Source organism: Streptomyces sp. NPDC059785 (genome assembly GCF_042732375.1).
Classification (GTDB): domain Bacteria; phylum Actinomycetota; class Actinomycetes; order Streptomycetales; family Streptomycetaceae; genus Streptomyces.
This window is the reverse complement of sequence record NZ_JBHWHV010000047.1, coordinates 1-16,020: the sequence shown is the minus strand read 5'-3', so window position 1 is coordinate 16,020 and position 16,020 is coordinate 1. Positions and strand designations below refer to the sequence as shown.

Sequence of the window (16,020 nt, the reverse complement as noted above, 5' to 3'; positions counted from 1 at the left end):
TACGCCGTCAGGCCGCCCGGCTCCGGCCGGAGCCGGAGGTCGCGCCGCGATACCAGTACTCGAGGGTCAGCACGTGCCACAGATGCTTGGAGAAGTCCCGCTGCCCGGCCGCGTCCTCGGCGACCATGCGGGCCAGCGCGTCACGGCGCAGCAGCCCGGAACCGACGAGCACGCCGTCGTGCACCACCTCGCGCACCAGCGGTGCGAGATCCCGGCTCATCCAGGCCCGCAGCGGGGCGCTGAACAGGCCCTTGGGCCGGTAGACGATCTCCCGGGGCAGGACCGAGGCCGCCGCCTCCTTCAGGACGGCCTTGCCCTGCCGTCCGGTGATCTTGCGGTCGCCGGGTACGGCGAACGCCGCCTTCACCACCTCGACGTCCACGTACGGCACCCGCACCTCGGTCGACGCGGCCATGCTGGAGCGGTCCGTGTACGCGAGGTTCAGGCCCGGCAGGAACATCCGGGCGTCGCCCAGGCACATGCGGTTGACGAAGTCGTCCAGGTCGTTGTCCTCGTAGACGTCCGCGTGCTCGGTCAGCACGTCCTCGACGGACCCGGCCAGGTCCGGATCGACCAGGGCGAGCAGCTCCTCCCGGTCGTACATGGTGTAGCTGCGCCGGAACGCGGTCTCCTCCGGCAGCTCGGCGAAGGACAGGAACCGCTTCGCGAAGCGCACCGACCGGTACCCGCGGCGGGCCGAGGCGACCGGCAGCCGCTCCACCGCCCTGGACACGCCGCGCCGCACGGGCCGCGGGACGCGCTGGTAGCGCAGCGCGAGCAGATTGGCCAGGTGCTTGCGGTACCCGGCGAACAGCTCGTCGGCGCCCATCCCCGACAGCATCACCTTGACCCCGGCCTCCCGGGCGGCCGAGCAGATCAGGTACGTGTTGATCGCGGCGGGGTCACCGATCGGCTCGTCCAGGTGGTACGTCATCCGCGGCAGCAGGTCGAGCACGTCCGGGGCGATCTCGATCTCGTGCAGGTCGACGCCGAACCGCGCGGCCACCTGCCGGGCGTAGCGCAGGTCGTCGGGCATCGCCTCGAACCTGGCGTCCTCGGCGCGGAACCCGATCGTGTAGGCGGAGATGCCCGGTCGGTGGCGGGCGGCCAGCGCGGTCAGGTAGCTGGAGTCCAGGCCGCCGGAGAGGAAGGTCGCCACGGGGACGTCGGAGAGCAGGTGCTGCCGGGTCGACTCCTCGACGACGGCGGCGAGGTCGGGCTGTTCGCCCGCCAGGGCCCGCTCGCGGCCCTCGGCCGCGACGTCCTTCAGGCTCCAGAACGTGCCGCGCTCCGCCCGGCCGTCGGGCCGCAACCTGAGCCAGCTGCCCGGCGGCAGCTTCTCCGCCTCGCGGAACGCGCAGCGCGAGTCCGGCACCCAGTAGTACAGCAGCGACGCCACCAGGGCCGCGTGGTCCACCTCCAGCGAGCCCCCGGTCGCGGCGGCCAGCGCCTTCAGCTCCGAGGCGAACACCAGGCCCCCGCCGCGCCGCAGCAGGAACAGCGGCTTGATGCCCAACTGGTCGCGGGCGAGGACCAGTTCACCGGTCCGCTCGTCGAAGACGCCGAACGCGAACATGCCGCGCAGCCGGGACAGACAGTCCGTGCCCCAGCGCCGCCATGCCTCCAGCAGCACCTCGGTGTCGGACGTGCCGCGGAAGCGCACCCCGGCGGCCGACAGCTCGGCCCGCAGCTCGGGCGCGTTGTACAGCTCGCCGTTGTACGTCAGGGCGAGGCCGTCCGAGACCATCGGCTGGGCGCCGGTCCCGGACAGGTCGATGATGGCGAGACGCCGGTGCCCCAGGTGCACCTCCCCGTCGCCGGCGGGATGGCTGTACCGGCCCGCCCCGTCCGGCCCGCGGTGCGCGAGGACGTCGGTGAGCCGGTCGGTGACCGCCTTCCCGCCCGGCCACCGGTACGTGCCTGCGATGCCACACATGTCCTACCGCGCCTCCTGGTCGCTGTCCGGGACCCGTGCGGCCCACATCGGCTGCCGCTCCGGCCGCGGCTGGCCTTCCCCCACTGCCTGAACGGCGTGGGAGGTGCCCCCGCCCACCGCCTCGACGGCGTGGGAGGTACTTCCGCCGTGCTGCCGGGCGTACCGCTCGCCGTGGCCGCGCAGCGCGATGTGCCCGTCCCACAGCGTCCCGTCGGTACGGTCCCGCGGATCGGGGTCGATCAGCACCACACCGAGCACCGTGACGCGCTGGTCCGCCAGTTGCCGCGCCACGGTGTGCAGCCAGGCCGCGCTGCCGTGCCCGGCCCGTACGACGAGCACCGCCCGGGTGCCGAGGTACTGCAAGTCGGTCCAGGCGGTGCCCGGCGCGACCGAGCCGACGCCGATCCGGCGCTCCTGGTCCGGCAGGTCCGCGGCCCGCTCGCCGCCGACCACGGCCGGGCCGCCCGGCTCCTGGCGGACTCCGGCCAGCTGCGGCCCCGGCAGGCCGTCGACGATCACCACCGGTTCCTCCGCCGTCAGTTCCCCGGCGAGATCCAGGGCGATCGCGCCGGCGTTGCGCGCGCAGCCCAGTTCCAGCAGCGACAGCGGTTCCGCGGAGCCGCGCACGGTGCGGGCCAGGGTCGCGGTGAGCCGGGTCCGTGCGGCCCGGGTCCGGCGGCGCCGCCACGGGCCGCCGGAGCGGCGGGGCAGCTCCGCGATGACCGAGGCGCCCAGGTTCGCCGCGATCTCCCGGCGCAGCACGGGCCGGTCCGCCACCACCGCGCCGACCGCGGCCAGCGCGAGCCCGAGGACCAGCCCGAGGACGAGTCCGAGCGCGGCGTCGGTGACGACGGCCCTGGGCAGCGAGTGCCGCACCGGGCGCGGGGCGTCCACGATCTGCGTGCCGGAGACGACCCGGGGCACGCCGATCCGCGCCTCCTCGGCGCGCTGGCCGAAGTCGGCGATCCGCGAGGTGAGTTCGGCCCGGCGGGCGAAGAGCGTCTCGCTGCTCGCCGACCCCTGCGGGTCGCCCTCGGTCGACGACTGGCCGCCGATCTCCTTGTTGACCTCGGCGAGCTCGTCCTGCATGCGGGCGCGCTGGTCGAGCAGGGCCTTGGCCTCGGCCTGTGCGGTCTCCCGCATCCGCCTGACATGGTCCGCGACGAACGCGTCCGCCAGCGCCTTCGCCCGTGCCACCGCCTGGGCCTCGCTGCCGGCCGTCACATCGATCCGCAGCATGTTGTTGGTCAGCCCGGTGCCCCGGTACTGCCGCAGGAAGTCCTCCGGGCGCTCCGGGGACTTGAGGCTCTTCAGGGCCGCGGCGGCGATCCGCGTGGTCCCCAGCACCTCGATGTCGGTACGCATCAGCGTTCCGGTGTCGTTCGGCTGGTCCTCCTGGTGCGCGACGAGCACCTTCGTCGCCGCGGACGGCGGGGGCGGCAGCAGGACCGCCACCGCCGCGCCGATCAGCAGCCCCAGCAGCGCCGCGGCGTACCAGAGGCGGCGGCGCCTGCGCACCGCCACCACCAGCGCCTGTACATCGAGCAGCGGAGCGGCCGCCGGTGCTTCGGCGGTCGTGGTCGTGGTCATCCCGGACCTCCCGCCGCGTGGCCGGGCACCGCGAGCGCCAGCGTGTGATTCTCCGCGGGGGTGCCGGCGGACCGTGCCGGACGGGCCCGGACCGCGCCGGTGACGACGATGCCGACGATCTCGTGCCCCGCGTCCGCGCACGCCTCGGCGAGCCCGGTCAGCTCGTCCGCGGTCCAGGTGCCCGCGCTGAGCACGATCAGGACACCGGACTCGGTGCCGCGGTCCGGCACCGTCGGCCGGGACACCGAGACCTCCGCCACCCGCAGCAGCGGATCGCTTCTGGCCTCGGCGACGAGCTGGCCTGCGGCCCGGCGGGCGATCTCGTCGCCGTCCGGTACGACGACCAGCAGCCGCCGGGGAGCGGGCACCCGCTCCCGCAGCCGGGCGCACACCCGCCGGTAGCGGATCCGCCTGCTGGCCTCGTCCCCGGACATCCGCGGAGCCGGTACGTCCCACCGCGTGTCGACACCGAGGAACCGCCGGACCCGGCCCCGCGGGCCACCGCCCGGCGACTGCCGCTCGCGCCGTTCACCGGGTACGTCGACGGTGCCGAGCAGCGCCGAGCCCAGCGCCGCGGCGATCTCCGCCCCGGTGCGCGGCCGGCGGCCGGCCCGGGCGGCGGCGAGATGGCCGACCACCGCGAACAGGAAGAACAGCAGCGCCCCGGCGACGACGAACTGCGTCCGCGTGGGCGGCGCCTCGCCCGTCGGCCGGGCCGCGGGACCCATGACGACCATGCCGGCCCGGTCGGACGCCGGGTCGGCCTCGTCGAGCTTCTTCATGGCCTCCTGGAGCGACGTGCGCAGCTTCTCCAGCTCGGTGCGGGCCTGCACGCCCTCCACGGTCCGCCCCGGATCGGCGGCCTCGGCCAGCTCGGTGATGCGGCGGTCGGCCTGCTCCACCTTCTTGCGCAGCGCCTCCAGGTCCGTCGTCGCGTCCGACTCGGTGCTCTCGCCCGCGACCCGGGCCGCGAAGGTGACGTACTGCTGGGCCACCTGGTCGGAGAGGCGCTGCGCGTGCTCCGGGGTACTGGCCGTGCCCGAGATCTTGAGGATGTTCCCGTTGGTGGCCTGGGCGCTCACCTGGTCCCGCAGGTCGGTGCCGTCGACCCCGGGCCAGCGCAGCGCGGTGGCCGCGCGGTCGACCACCTGCGAACTGGTCGCGATCTCCGCCTGGGTCAGCAGCTCGCGCTCCTCCCACTGCCCCGGCAGCAGCACCGACGCCGTCGTCGTGTACTTCGGCGGGAACAGCAGCGAGGCGCCGTAGCCGGTGAGCGCGCCCACCACGGCGAGGGCGGCGAGCAGCCGCCAGCGCCGGCGGAAGATCCGCCCGATGGTGACCAGGCGTATCGGGTCATCGCTCAACGACGCCGCCTCCTCCGTACCCGGACAGGCCCGCCCGCCGGCACCGCGGTGCGGTCCCGGCAGGCGGCGGCGTAGGCGGCGAGCAGGGAGGCTTGCGAGTTGCGCCAGGCGAGCGGCCCGGTGATCCGCTCCTGGCCGATCTTGCCCATCCGGGCCCGCTGCTCGGGGTCGTCGAGGAGCAGGGCGACGAGCCGGGCGAACTCCGCCTCGTCGTCGTCGGGCGCGTAGAGGGCGGCGTCACCGGCGGAGACGCGCGCCTCCTTCAGGTCGAACGAGACGACCGGCCGGCCCATCGCCATGTACTCCAGGACCTTGTTCATGGTCGACACGTCGTTGAGCGGGTTGCACGGGTCGGGGGAGAGGCACACGTCCGCGGTGGACAGGTAGCGCACCAGGTCGGCGTCCGGGATACGCCCGGTGAACTCCACCTGGTCGCTGAGTCCGAGCTGCCGGGACAGCTCCACCATCGCGTCGAAGGCGTCGCCGGAGCCGACGAACACCGCGTGCCAGTCGGTCCGCCCCTGCTCGTCGCGGAGCCTGGCAAGGGCCCGCAGGGCGTAGTCGACACCGTCCTGCGGTCCCATCACACCGAGGTAGCACAGCAGATGGGGCTTGCCGCGCTTCAGCTCCGGCTCGGGCGGCACCGGCTGGAACCGGTCCGTCTGCGGCGCGCTGCGCACCACGAACACGTCCTCGGGCCGCCGGCCGCCACGGCGCTGCGCGACCTCCTTGTAGCTCTCGTTCGTGGCGAGCACGACGTCCGCGGCCCGGTAGGTCAGCCGTTCCAGCGCGCACACGCCGCGGTAGAGCAGGTCCTCGCCGCGGTCGAACCGGGACAGGTACAGCTCGGGCACCAGGTCGTGCTGGTCGAAGACGAACCGGGCCCCGCGCCGCTTCGCCCAGCGGGCCGCCAGGAACAGCAGGTCCGGCGGGTTGCAGGCGTGGACCACGTGCACCGGGCCGACCTTGCGGACCAGCCGCATGGTGTGCCACAGCGCCGAGCCGTACTCCCGCAGATAGCCGGCCGGTCCGCCGGTGGCGGCGTGCAACGGGTAGCGGTGGATCCGCACCCCGTCGATCACCGCCTCGGGTTCCGTGTCCCGCTTCGTTCCCCGGGGGCAGATGACGTGCACCTCCCACCCCGCGTCGCGCAGCGTCGTGCACTCCTGCCACACCCGCCGGTCGAACGGCACCGACAGGTTCTCCACCAGGATCAGCGCGCGTCGGCCCGGCCGTACGCCGCTACCCTTGTCCTCGAACGATGTGTCACCAAGCAAGGCCCACGTACCCCGGTTCGGCCCGGCGCGCCTCGGCGTCGGGAAGGCGGACTAGATCGACGATCGCCGGGCCGCTGCCGTGCGGCAGCGCCGACAGCACGGCCGGGTCCCTGGTCCCGACCAGGCACACCTCGGCGTGCTCGAGCACTTCCGCGACGGAGTTCGCGAGAAGCTGCGACAGGTGCGGCAGCCGGTGCTCGATGTACTCGCGGTTCGCGCCGAGGAGCCGGGACAGGCTCACGTTGGCGTCGTAGATCCGCAGGTCGTACCCCTTGCCGAAGAGCCGCTCCGCCAGTTCCACGAGCGGGCTCTCGCGCAGGTCGTCGGTGCCGGGCTTGAAGGACAGCCCGAACATCCCCACCCGGCGCTTGCCGGTGCGCTCGACCAGCTCCACCGCGCGCTGAAGATGGTCGGCGTTGGAGGGCAGCACATGGGACAGGATGGGCACCGAGACGTCCGCCCGCTGCGCCGCGTGGACCAGGCTGCGCAGGTCCTTGGGCAGGCAGGAGCCGCCGAAGGCGAAGCCGGGCCGCAGATAGGCGGGGCTGATGTTCAGTTTGCGGTCGGCCAGGAAGACGTCCATCACCTGGTGCGAGTCCACCCCGAGCGCCTGGTAGACCGCGCCCAGCTCGTTCGCGAAACCGATCTTCAGTCCGTGGAAGGCGTTGTCCGCGTACTTGATCGCCTCGGCCGTCGCGACCGGCACCCGGAACACCTCGCCGGGCAGTCCGTCGTACAGCCGCGCCACCACGTCGCCGCTCGCCGTGTCGAACTCGCCGATGACGGTCTTCGGCGGGTCGAAGAAGTCCCGCACGCTCGTGCCCTCGCGCAGGAACTCCGGATTGACCGCGACCCCGAAGTCCGCCCCGGCCGTGCCGTCGGCGAACTTCTCCAGGATCGGCACCAGCAGGTTCAGGCAGGTGCCCGGCAGCATGGTGCTGCGGAACACGACCGTGTGCCGCTCCTCGCGCCCGGCCAGCGCGGCCCCGATCTGCTCGGCGACCCGCTCCAGGTACGTGGTGCACAGACTGCCGTTGGGCTCCGACGGCGTGCCCACGCAGACCAGCGACACATCACTGTTCGCGATCGCCTCGCGGACGTCGGCGGTGGCGCGCAGCCGTCCGCTCCGCACGGCCTCGCCGACCAGTTCCCCGATACGTTCCTCGACCACCGGGGCCTTGCCGTCGTTGACCAGGTCGATCTTCACCTGGCTGATGTCCACCCCGATGACGTCGTGCCCCAGGCCGGCCAGGCACGCGGCCGACACACAGCCCACGTAGCCGAGCCCTAAAACGCTGACTCTCATGACCCGTTCCTCCCCCCAGGCAGGCCCTCGCGGCCTGCCGTTCGTGCGCCGACCGGACGTTGAACCACGGCCCCCCGTGCGTCAGTAGGCCCCCTGTCCCTGAAGCACGGCACGCAGTGTTTTCCACAAGATCACGGTGTCCAGGGCGAGCGACCAGTCCTCCACGTACCGCAGGTCGAGGCGGACCGCCTCCTCCCACGGCAGGTCGCTGCGCCCGCTGATCTGCCACAGGCCGGTCAGTCCGGGCTTGACCAGCAGCCGCCGCCTGATGTCCGGGCCGTAAGCGGCGGACTCCTCGGGCAGCGGAGGCCGCGGACCGACGAGCGACATCGATCCGGTGAGTACGTTGAACAGTTGCGGGAGTTCGTCGAGCGAGTACCGGCGCAGCACCCCGCCCACCCGGGTCACCCGCGGATCCCGGCGGAGCTTGAACATCACGCCCGCGCCCTCGTTGAGGCCGGCCAGCCCGGCCTTCGCCCGGTGGGCCCCGGCGACCATGGTGCGGAACTTGTAGATGGTGAACTCGCGGCCGTCCTTGCCGACCCGCTGCTGCCGGTACAGCGCCCCGCCCCGGCTGTCCACCAGGACGAGCAGTCCGACGAGCACCATCAGCGGCGCGAACAGCAGCAGCAGGACCGCCGCGCCCAGCCGGTCCACGACCCCCTTGACCGCCCGGCGGCCCCCGGTGAAGGTCGGCATGCTGACCCGCAGCAGCGGTATCCCGAGCACCGCGTCGACGTGCAGCCGCGGGCCCGCCACCTCCATCAGCACGGGCGCCACCACCATCTCGGCGTCGCTGCCCTCGAGGTTCCAGGCCAGCCGTTGCAGCCGGTCCGGCGACCAGTGCGGGTCCGGGGTGACCGCGACGACACGGTAGCCGTCGCGGCGGACATGGCCCGCGACGTCCGCCAGCCGGCCGACGACCGGGACCCCGTCCAGCCGGTCACCCTCGGAGCCGAGCCCGTCCGGTGTGCACACGGCCTCCACGCGCCAGCCCAGGTGCGGGAACTTGCGGGTGCGGGTGATCAGGTCGCGCACGGTGTCCGGGCTGCCGGCGGCGAGCACCGGTCTCAGGCACCGTCCCTCCTTGCGCTCCCGGTGCAGCCAGATGCGCAGCAGATAGCGCGTGGGCATGACCACGAGCGCGATCGCGGGGATCGCCACGAAGATCCAGAGTTTGATGTTGCGCGAGGTCAGGGCGATCCCGCCGAGCGCCAGGACGACGGTCGCCATGAACAGCGAGCGGCCGAACCGGCGGAATTCCTCGGCCCCCTGGCCGAGCACGGCCGGGGACCACGCCCGGCTCACCGCGAGCGCTCCCAGCACCAGCAGCTCAGTGCCGAACGCGAGTATCGTCCACTTCTCGTGCCAGTTGGCCGCGTCGCGGGCCCCGAAGAAGTTGCCGATCGCCACCACCACCAGGGCGGTGGTCAGGGTATCGCTGAGGATGACGGTACGGCGGTACCGCTGCTCCCAGTCGATCACGGGCTGACGCAGTGTCCCGTTCACCAGACGCCCGTGCGTCGATGGCAACGGGCCGGCTAATTCCCCCTGCTGTACAGACCCCCGCAGGTCGCCAGTGGGCTCGACGTGTTCGCTCCACACGGATCCTCCCCCTCCGGGAGGCCTCCCCAGCCCCCCGCGCTGTCGCACCCCCCGGGAGGCACCCCCTGCCCCCCGCGCCGCGCCGTTCCTCCCCCCGGGAGGCCCCCGCCTCCCGCGCCGCGCCGAATTCCCCCCGGAAGGCACCCCCGCCTTCCGTGCTGTCGGTCCCCCCGGGAGGCAACCCCCGCCTCCCGCGTCGCGCCGTTCCTCCCGCCGGAAGGCCCCCGCCTTCCGTGCCGCGCGGGCACCCGTCGATTCCCCGGGGCACTCCCACACCCGAGGCTCAGATCGTCATTTGTCGCCTGGTGTCCGCATGTGAAGCACGGTCAATCTAGACCATCGGGGCGAGTATGTAGAGAGGGTGTGCGGGTTGTGTTCAAGCTTTGAGATTCGAATTACCGGCCAGTGATCGCGTGCCGGTGTGAACGCCTCCCGTGAGCGGTGTGAACGTCCGAGGTGAACGGTGCCGCGGACACGCCAAACGCCGCGGCGGACCGCGGCGTTCACAGTGCGTCCCGGGCCGCCGCGGCATTCACACCGTGCGTGTGACCGTGCCGCGGCCGGGTGCGGCTCCTTTGGAGGGACGGTCTTTCCTCGTGCTGGTCCTGGCGAATGGTGCTGGGCGGTTCGTGATCGGTGGGCTGGTCCAGGGCGGCGATGAGGTGTCCGAGGTCGCGGCGGTGGGATCCCGCGTTCCAGACGGCCCAGGTGCGCCGGACAATGGGATGGCCGGTCAGCGGGTACCAGGTGACGGTGTCGGGCAGGGGCTGGGACCAGCCGGGGGGCGCGAGGGTGAAGGCGTGGCCGGCGCTGACGGAGGCGAGTTTCACCTCCGCGATCAGTGGCTGCCCTTCGGGGGCGGGGACGCCCGGGTCGATGCCGTGGCTGCGCAGGACAGCGGTGAGTTCGTCGTACCAGGCGGGGCTGCCGGAGCGGGCAAAACCCACCCAGTCCAGTCCGTTCAGCGCGTCGAGACGGATGCCGTCGGGGCCGGCCAGCTCCGCGGCACGCTCCGTCGCGAGGAGAACTCCCAGGTGTTCTTCGACGACCGGCATCGCGTCGAATTCCTGTCCCAGGGGGCGTTCCCTCAGCAGGCCCAGGTGGAGGTCGCCTTTGCGCAGCTGGGCCAGTTGCGCGGAGGTGGACAGGTGCCTTGCCTGTACGCGTGTCGCAGGGTAGGCGGCGGCCAGGTCGAGCAGGGCTTTGGACAGCAGGTCGGCGGGGAGTTCCAGGGGGATGCCGATCCGCAGTGTGGTCGTGTCTTCCCCGGTGCGGGCCGCCATGGCGGCCAGTGCCTGGTCGTAGCGGGCCAGGACGGCACGGGCCTCGGCGAGCAGGGTCAGGCCGGTCTCGGTTGCCTGCACGCCGGTGGAGCTGCGGGTCAGCAGCCGGGTGCCGAACTCGCGTTCCAGGGCGTTGACCGTCTGGGAAAGGGCGGGCTGGCTGATGTGCAGCCGTCGCGCCGCCGCGGACAGGCCTCCCTCCTCGGCCACCGCCACGAACGCGCGCATTGCTCGGATCTCCATGCGCTCATCGCATCACGCTGCTGAGGGAACACGCCACACGCGTCCACGGAGCGAGGTGATGTCGCTGTCCGTGACACTCCTCTCGCGCCCGGGGACGAGCACGCACGAGTACCAGGACGTTGCCCCAGCGAGCCGGTGCCGTCCGGGTGGAATGCGGGCGCGGGCCGGCCGGGCGATGCCCGGCGCCATCACCGGAGCTTATAGCCGCCCTCGGCAGACGCTCTGGCCAGGCACTATGCAGGCGAGCGGGGCAGGAGTTGAGTAGGAGCCACCGGGCGGAACGACCGCCCGCCCTATCTCTGGGAGCCTCTTGTGTCTGAGCAGATCCCGTCCTACTTCACCGCGTTCAAGAACCTCGCGATGAGCCGCACCGCCTCGGGTGTCCTCACGCTGCGTTTCCACACCGACGACGGACCGGCCACCTTCACCGGCACCACGCACACCGACTTCCCCCGCGCCCTGTTCGAGATCGGTGAGGACCGCGACAACCGGGCGCTGGTGCTGACCGGCACCGGCGACCGGTTCATGACCGACATCGACGGTGCGAGCCTGGGCGACATCACCAAGCCCGCCCAGTGGGACCGCACCATCGCCGAGGGCCGCCGCGTACTGCAGCGCCTGGTCGACCTGGAGATGCCCGTCATCACCGCGGTCAACGGCCCCGCCTCCGTCCACAGCGAGTACGCCCTGCTCGCGGACATCGTCATCGCCGCCGACACCACCGTCTTCTCCGACTTCCCCCATCTGACCTTCGGCATCGTCCCCGGCGACGGCATCCAGATCGCCTGGGAAGAGGCCCTCGGCGTCAACCGCGCCCGCTACCTCACCCTGACCCAGGGCTCCTTCACCGCCGAGCAGGCCGAACGCTGGGGCGCCGTCGCCGAAGTCCTGCCGCTGGAGGAGGTACTGCCCCGCGCCCAGCAGCTCGCCGAGGACCTGGCCGCCAAGCCCCAGCTGCTCACCCGCTACCTCGCCGTCACCCTGCGCCAGCGCATCAGCCGCCGCATGGCCGAGGGCCTTCAGCTCGGCATGGCCCTGGAGGGCCTGACCGCCGCCGACCTCGCCTACCAGAGCAACTGAGAACGCCATGACGACCCACACGAGTTCCACCGACACCCCAGGCACCCTCCACCCCTGGCTCGCGGCCCTGCACGCCAGCTCCTCGCGCCTGGCCGACAGCGTCGGTGCCCTGTCCGAAGAAGAACTGCGACGGCCCTCGAAAGCCGGCCGGTGGAGCATCGCCCAGGTCCTCTCCCACCTGGGCAGCGCCGCCGAGATCTGCACCGCTCTGCTCCAACGCGGTATCACGGGCGACGAGAGGGCACCGACACCGCAGGACCTGGGGCCGGTATGGGACCGGTGGAACGCCCTGTCCCCGCTCACGCAGCGAGCGGCATGGCAGGCCGCCGACGCCCGCCACCTCGCACTGCTGGACTCCCTCCGGACGCCGCAGCAGCAGTCGGTGCGCGTCCCGTACTTCGCGGGCCTGCTCGACGTAGCTGTCTACGCCGGCTACCGGCTCTCCGAGCACTCCGTGCACGCCTGGGACATCGAGGCCGCCCTCAACCCGCAGGCCACCATTCCCGAGCCGGAGACGCGGCTGCTGTGGCAGCGGCTGGATGTGGTGGCCACCCGCTTCAGGGACGCCGGCACCCTGACCCGGCTCGCCCCCGCGCAACTCGCCCTCAACCTGAGCGAGCCGGCTACCGGCATGCTGCTGGACCTGGGCGCCGAGCTGCACCTGTACCCGTGCGAGCCGGCCGAACCGGCAGGCGTCCTCACCGGCACGGCGGAAGCCGTACTGCGCCTCGTCTACGGCCGCCACCAGCCCACGGACAACGTCCAGGTCACCGGAGCCGTCACCCTGGACGACCTGACATCCCTCTTCCCCGGCTTCTGAGCCCGCACCGCCACGGTGCCGGTGCCCCGACAGGGCACCGGCACCGTGGCGCCACACCCCATGAAGCCGGTACAGACACGACCCGCCGACATGAGAAAGGCAGCCACTTCCGTGATTTCTCGACGCGTGCTCATCACAGGAGCCTCGCGCGGTATTGGTCTGGCTGTGGCCGAACGCCTGACCAGCCAGGGCCATCGGCCGGTCGGCCTGGCACGCACCCCAGTCGGCACCTTCCCCGGAGAGCTCCACGCGGTCGACCTGTCCGATCCCTCCGCCACGGATCACGCGCTGCGCGCCGTTCTGGCCGACGGCCCCGTCGACGCCGTCGTCAACAACGTCGGCCTGGTCCGGCCCGCGCCCCTGCCCGACGTGCACCTGGGCGACCTGCACGCGGTCTACGACCTGACCGTCCGCGTCGCCGTCCAGACCGTCCAGGCCGCCCTGCCCTCCATGACCGGCCACGGCTGGGGCCGCATCGTCAACATCACCAGCCTGGTGACCCTGGGCAAGCCCGAACGCACCGCCTACGGAGCGGCCAAAGCAGCACTGGACTTCTGCACCCGGGCCTGGGCTGGTGAACTCGCCACCACCGGAGTGACCGTCAATTCCGTCGCCCCCGGGCCGACCGAGACCGAACTCTTCCGCGCCAACAACCCCACCGGTTCCCCCTCCGAACGACGCTACCTCGCCGGTGTGCCCACGGGGCGCCTGGGCCGGCCGGACGACGTCGCCGCGGCCGTGTGCTTCCTGCTGTCCCCCGACGCCGGCCACATCACCGGACAGATCATGCGCGTGGACGGCGGCGCCAGCACCGGATGACCCACCACAAGCGGTCACGGCCGAGACCACAGCGGGACGGCGGACCTCCGATGCGGAGCCCCGTGACGGGCGATGCCCGGAACCCGTGAACCAGCGTCCCCCGGCCTCTCCTTCGGAGAGGGCCTTACCTGTATGGACTGCGACGTGAGGCGTGCCGGAGCGATCCACTCGACCACCGCAGCGGGTCGCGCGGTGATCTGCTCTCTCCTGCTGTCGATCTTGTCTCGACGCGCGGGCGTGACTGCTGGTTGCGAAAGGATCTTCATGTGCGACAGCCGAGCCGGACCGGCGAATGCCCAGCCCAGCCTGTCCCTCGAAAGGAGCCGCACCCGCCGCGGCCTCCCGTCAGCGGGCGGCGAGCAGCTCCAGCGTGTCGATGACGCGGTTCGAGAAGCCCCACTCGTTGTCGTACCAGGCGACCACCTTCACATGGCGGCCGTCGACGCGGGTGAGAGCCGAGTCGAAGATCGACGAGGCGGGGTTGCCCGTGATGTCGGACGACACCAGCGGGTCGTCGGAGTACTCGAGCACACCGGCCAGCGGCCCCTGCGCCGCGGCACGGTAGGCCGCCAGCACGTCCTCGCGCGTCACGTCGCGGGCGACGGTCGTGTTGAGTTCGACGATCGAGCCCACCGGCACCGGTACGCGGATCGAGTCGCCCGACAGCCTGCCGTCCAGGCCCGGCAGCACCAGGCCGATCGCCTTGGCGGCACCGGTCGTCGTCGGCACGATGTTCACGCCGGCGGCCCGGGCTCGCCGGGGGTCGCGGTGCGGCCCGTCCTGGAGGTTCTGCTCCTGGGTAAAAGCGTGCACCGTCGTCATGAACCCGTGCTCGATCCCGGCCAGTTCGTCCAGCACCTTGGCCAGCGGCGCGAGCGCGTTGGTCGTGCACGAGGCGTTCGAGACGACGGTGTGCAGGTCCGGGTCGTAGGCGTCGGTGTTGACCCCGAACGCGAGGGTAACGTCGGCGCCGTCCGACGGCGCGCTGACGAGCACCTTGCGCGCACCCGCGTCGAGGTGGGCGCGGGCCGCCTTGGCCGAGGTGAAGCGGCCGGTGGCCTCCAGGGCGAGGTCGACGCCGAGTCCGGCCCACGGCAGCCGCGCCGGTTCGCGCTCGGCCAGCACCCTGATCCGGTGCCCGTCGACCACGAGGGTGTCCCCGTCGACGGAGACCGGACGTCCGAGGCGCCCTGCCGTGCTGTCGTACGCGAGCAGCCGGGCGAGCGTGGCGGGCTCGGTGAGGTCGTTGACGGCGACGATCTCCAGGTCGCTGTCGCGCTCCAGCAGCGCGCGCAGCACATTGCGTCCGATACGGCCGAATCCGTTGATGGCGATGCGAGTCATGGTGGTGGTCCCTTCCCTTCGCCACCAGGCTCGCTCGCGGCCCGCGCCGCTGACAGTGGCGCGATCGCCACGGTTCACAAGGATCCCGCCACCCTTGCTCGCGCCGCGCGAAGCGGCTCCCGCCGCGCGCCGCTACTCACCCCGGGTGAAGGTGCGCCGGTACTCGCTCGGCGTGGTGCCCAGGATGCGCTGGAAGTGCAGCCGCAGGTTCGCGCCGGTGCCGAGCCCGGCGTCGGCGGCGATCTGCTCGACGCTGCGCTGCGAGCGTTCGAGCAGTTCACGGGCGAGATCGACGCGGGCGCGCATCACCCACTGCATCGGCGTGTAGCCGGTCTCCTCCACGAAGCGCCGGGAGAACGTGCGCGGCGAGACCCCGGCCTGCCGCGCCAGCACGTCGAGGGTGAGCGGCTCGCCGAGCCGGTGCAGCGCCCACTCGCGGGTGGCCCCGAAACGCTCGCCGACCGGCTCGGGCACGCTGCGCGGCACGTACTGGGCCTGCCCGCCGCTGCGGTAGGGGGCCGCGACCAGACGGCGGGCCGCGTGGTTGGACGCGGCCACCCCGAGGTCACCGCGCAGGATGTGCAGACACAGGTCGATGCCGGAGGCGGCACCGGCCGAGGTGAGCACGCTGCCCTCGTCGACGAAGAGCACGTTCTCGTCGACCCGGACGAGCGGATGCCTGGCCGCGAGCGCCCGCGTGTAGTGCCAGTGCGTGGTGGCGCGCCTGCCGTCGAGCAGACCTGTGGCGGCGAGCGCGAACGCGCCCGTCGAGATGGCGGCGAGCCGCGCGCCCCGGGCGTGGGCGGCGATCAGCGCGTCCACGACGGCCCCCGGCGGGTCGTCGCGGTCCGGGAACCGGTAGCCGGGCACGAAGACGATGTCCGCCCACGCGAGCGCGTCCAACCCGTGCGCGACGGCGTACGACAGACCGTCGCCGCCGGTCACCAGGCCGGGCACCGCCCCGCACACCCGCACCTCGTACGGCATGCTCGCGCGGGTCGTGAACACCTGCGCGGGGATGCCGACGTCGAGCGGCTTGGCGCCTTCGAGGACCAGGACGGCGGCGCGGTGCGGACGGGAGGCTGGCATGCGCACGAGGCTACGTGCGGGCCGGCGCCGCCGCTCAGCCGGCGCCGTCCCCGGCGAACTCCGCCAGGTGCAGGGTGTTCCCGCCGCGCAGGACCGTGACCTCGCGGCGTCCGGGCAGGTCCACGAAGGGGCAGCCGTCCGGCCCTTCGCGCAGGGCCGCCGACGCGTCGCCCGGCGCGATCCACCTTGGGCACAGCGGCGGCGGTGTTGGGCGGGCCGTCGGCGCCGCCTGCGTCTCCTGCGTCTCCTGCGCCGGCTGTACGG

General features: G+C 72.7%; 13 protein-coding genes. 3 read left to right on the top strand and 10 right to left on the bottom strand.

Annotation, left to right across the window (positions count from 1 at the left end; translation table 11 throughout):
* Nucleotides 1-7: 7 nt before the first annotated feature.
* The 7 genes from asnB to ACFV6E_RS29935 all read right to left on the bottom strand — a co-directional run bounded on the left by asnB (nucleotide 8) and on the right by ACFV6E_RS29935 (nucleotide 10,604).
* On the bottom strand, nucleotides 8-1,936 hold the full coding sequence (gene asnB / locus ACFV6E_RS29965) for an asparagine synthase (glutamine-hydrolyzing) (protein WP_385164219.1): 1,929 nt from the start codon (nucleotides 1,934-1,936) through the stop codon (nucleotides 8-10).
* A gap of 3 nt (nucleotides 1,937-1,939) precedes the next feature.
* On the bottom strand, nucleotides 1,940-3,526 hold the full coding sequence (locus ACFV6E_RS29960; RefSeq protein ID WP_385465807.1) for a Wzz/FepE/Etk N-terminal domain-containing protein: 1,587 nt from the start codon (nucleotides 3,524-3,526) through the stop codon (nucleotides 1,940-1,942).
* A complete protein-coding gene (locus ACFV6E_RS29955; RefSeq protein WP_385164225.1) occupies nucleotides 3,523-4,890 on the bottom strand; it encodes a Wzz/FepE/Etk N-terminal domain-containing protein in 1,368 nt (455 codons plus the stop codon). Before ACFV6E_RS29955 ends, ACFV6E_RS29960 begins: the two co-directional genes overlap by 4 nt.
* The gene (locus ACFV6E_RS29950) at nucleotides 4,887-6,167 is read right to left on the bottom strand and encodes a glycosyltransferase family 4 protein (protein ID WP_385164228.1); all 1,281 of its coding nucleotides are present in this window, start codon (nucleotides 6,165-6,167) and stop codon (nucleotides 4,887-4,889) included. The genes ACFV6E_RS29955 and ACFV6E_RS29950 overlap by 4 nt, the downstream gene beginning before the upstream one ends.
* Nucleotides 6,157-7,473 carry a nucleotide sugar dehydrogenase gene (locus tag ACFV6E_RS29945; protein ID WP_385164231.1) on the bottom strand — a complete coding sequence of 439 codons (1,317 nt, stop codon included), beginning with the start codon at nucleotides 7,471-7,473 and terminating at the stop codon, nucleotides 6,157-6,159. Before ACFV6E_RS29945 ends, ACFV6E_RS29950 begins: the two co-directional genes overlap by 11 nt.
* A gap of 81 nt (nucleotides 7,474-7,554) precedes the next feature.
* Complete coding sequence (locus tag ACFV6E_RS29940) at nucleotides 7,555-9,078, bottom strand: sugar transferase (RefSeq protein ID WP_385164234.1); 1,524 nt, start codon at nucleotides 9,076-9,078, stop codon at nucleotides 7,555-7,557.
* Between the two features lie 503 nt (nucleotides 9,079-9,581).
* The gene (locus ACFV6E_RS29935; RefSeq protein WP_385164236.1) at nucleotides 9,582-10,604 is read right to left on the bottom strand and encodes a LysR substrate-binding domain-containing protein; all 1,023 of its coding nucleotides are present in this window, start codon (nucleotides 10,602-10,604) and stop codon (nucleotides 9,582-9,584) included.
* A gap of 312 nt (nucleotides 10,605-10,916) precedes the next feature.
* On the opposite strand from ACFV6E_RS29935, the gene ACFV6E_RS29930 reads away from it, so the two are divergent.
* Genes ACFV6E_RS29930 through ACFV6E_RS29920 form a run of 3 tightly spaced genes read left to right on the top strand, consistent with a single transcriptional unit; the run spans nucleotide 10,917 to nucleotide 13,323 of the window.
* A complete protein-coding gene (locus ACFV6E_RS29930) occupies nucleotides 10,917-11,684 on the top strand; it encodes an enoyl-CoA hydratase/isomerase family protein (protein ID WP_385164239.1) in 768 nt (255 codons plus the stop codon).
* 7 nt (nucleotides 11,685-11,691) lie between these two features.
* Nucleotides 11,692-12,504 carry a maleylpyruvate isomerase family mycothiol-dependent enzyme gene (locus tag ACFV6E_RS29925; protein WP_385164241.1) on the top strand — a complete coding sequence of 271 codons (813 nt, stop codon included), beginning with the start codon at nucleotides 11,692-11,694 and terminating at the stop codon, nucleotides 12,502-12,504.
* A 60-nt stretch (nucleotides 12,505-12,564) separates the two neighbouring features.
* Nucleotides 12,565-13,323 carry an SDR family oxidoreductase gene (locus ACFV6E_RS29920; protein ID WP_385465804.1) on the top strand — a complete coding sequence of 253 codons (759 nt, stop codon included), beginning with the start codon at nucleotides 12,565-12,567 and terminating at the stop codon, nucleotides 13,321-13,323.
* 345 nt (nucleotides 13,324-13,668) lie between these two features.
* On the opposite strand, the gene gap is transcribed toward ACFV6E_RS29920, so the two are convergent.
* From gap to ACFV6E_RS29905, 3 genes are all read right to left on the bottom strand, one after another.
* Entirely contained in the window at nucleotides 13,669-14,667 is a 999-nt protein-coding gene (gene gap, locus ACFV6E_RS29915; RefSeq protein ID WP_385164246.1) for a type I glyceraldehyde-3-phosphate dehydrogenase, read from the bottom strand.
* 132 nt (nucleotides 14,668-14,799) lie between these two features.
* Nucleotides 14,800-15,756: a GlxA family transcriptional regulator gene (locus ACFV6E_RS29910; RefSeq protein WP_385164249.1), complete on the bottom strand. Its 957-nt coding sequence runs from the start codon at nucleotides 15,754-15,756 to the stop codon at nucleotides 14,800-14,802.
* A 34-nt stretch (nucleotides 15,757-15,790) separates the two neighbouring features.
* A partial coding sequence (locus tag ACFV6E_RS29905; protein WP_385465802.1) for a hypothetical protein occupies nucleotides 15,791-16,020 on the bottom strand: 230 nt, incomplete at its 5' end.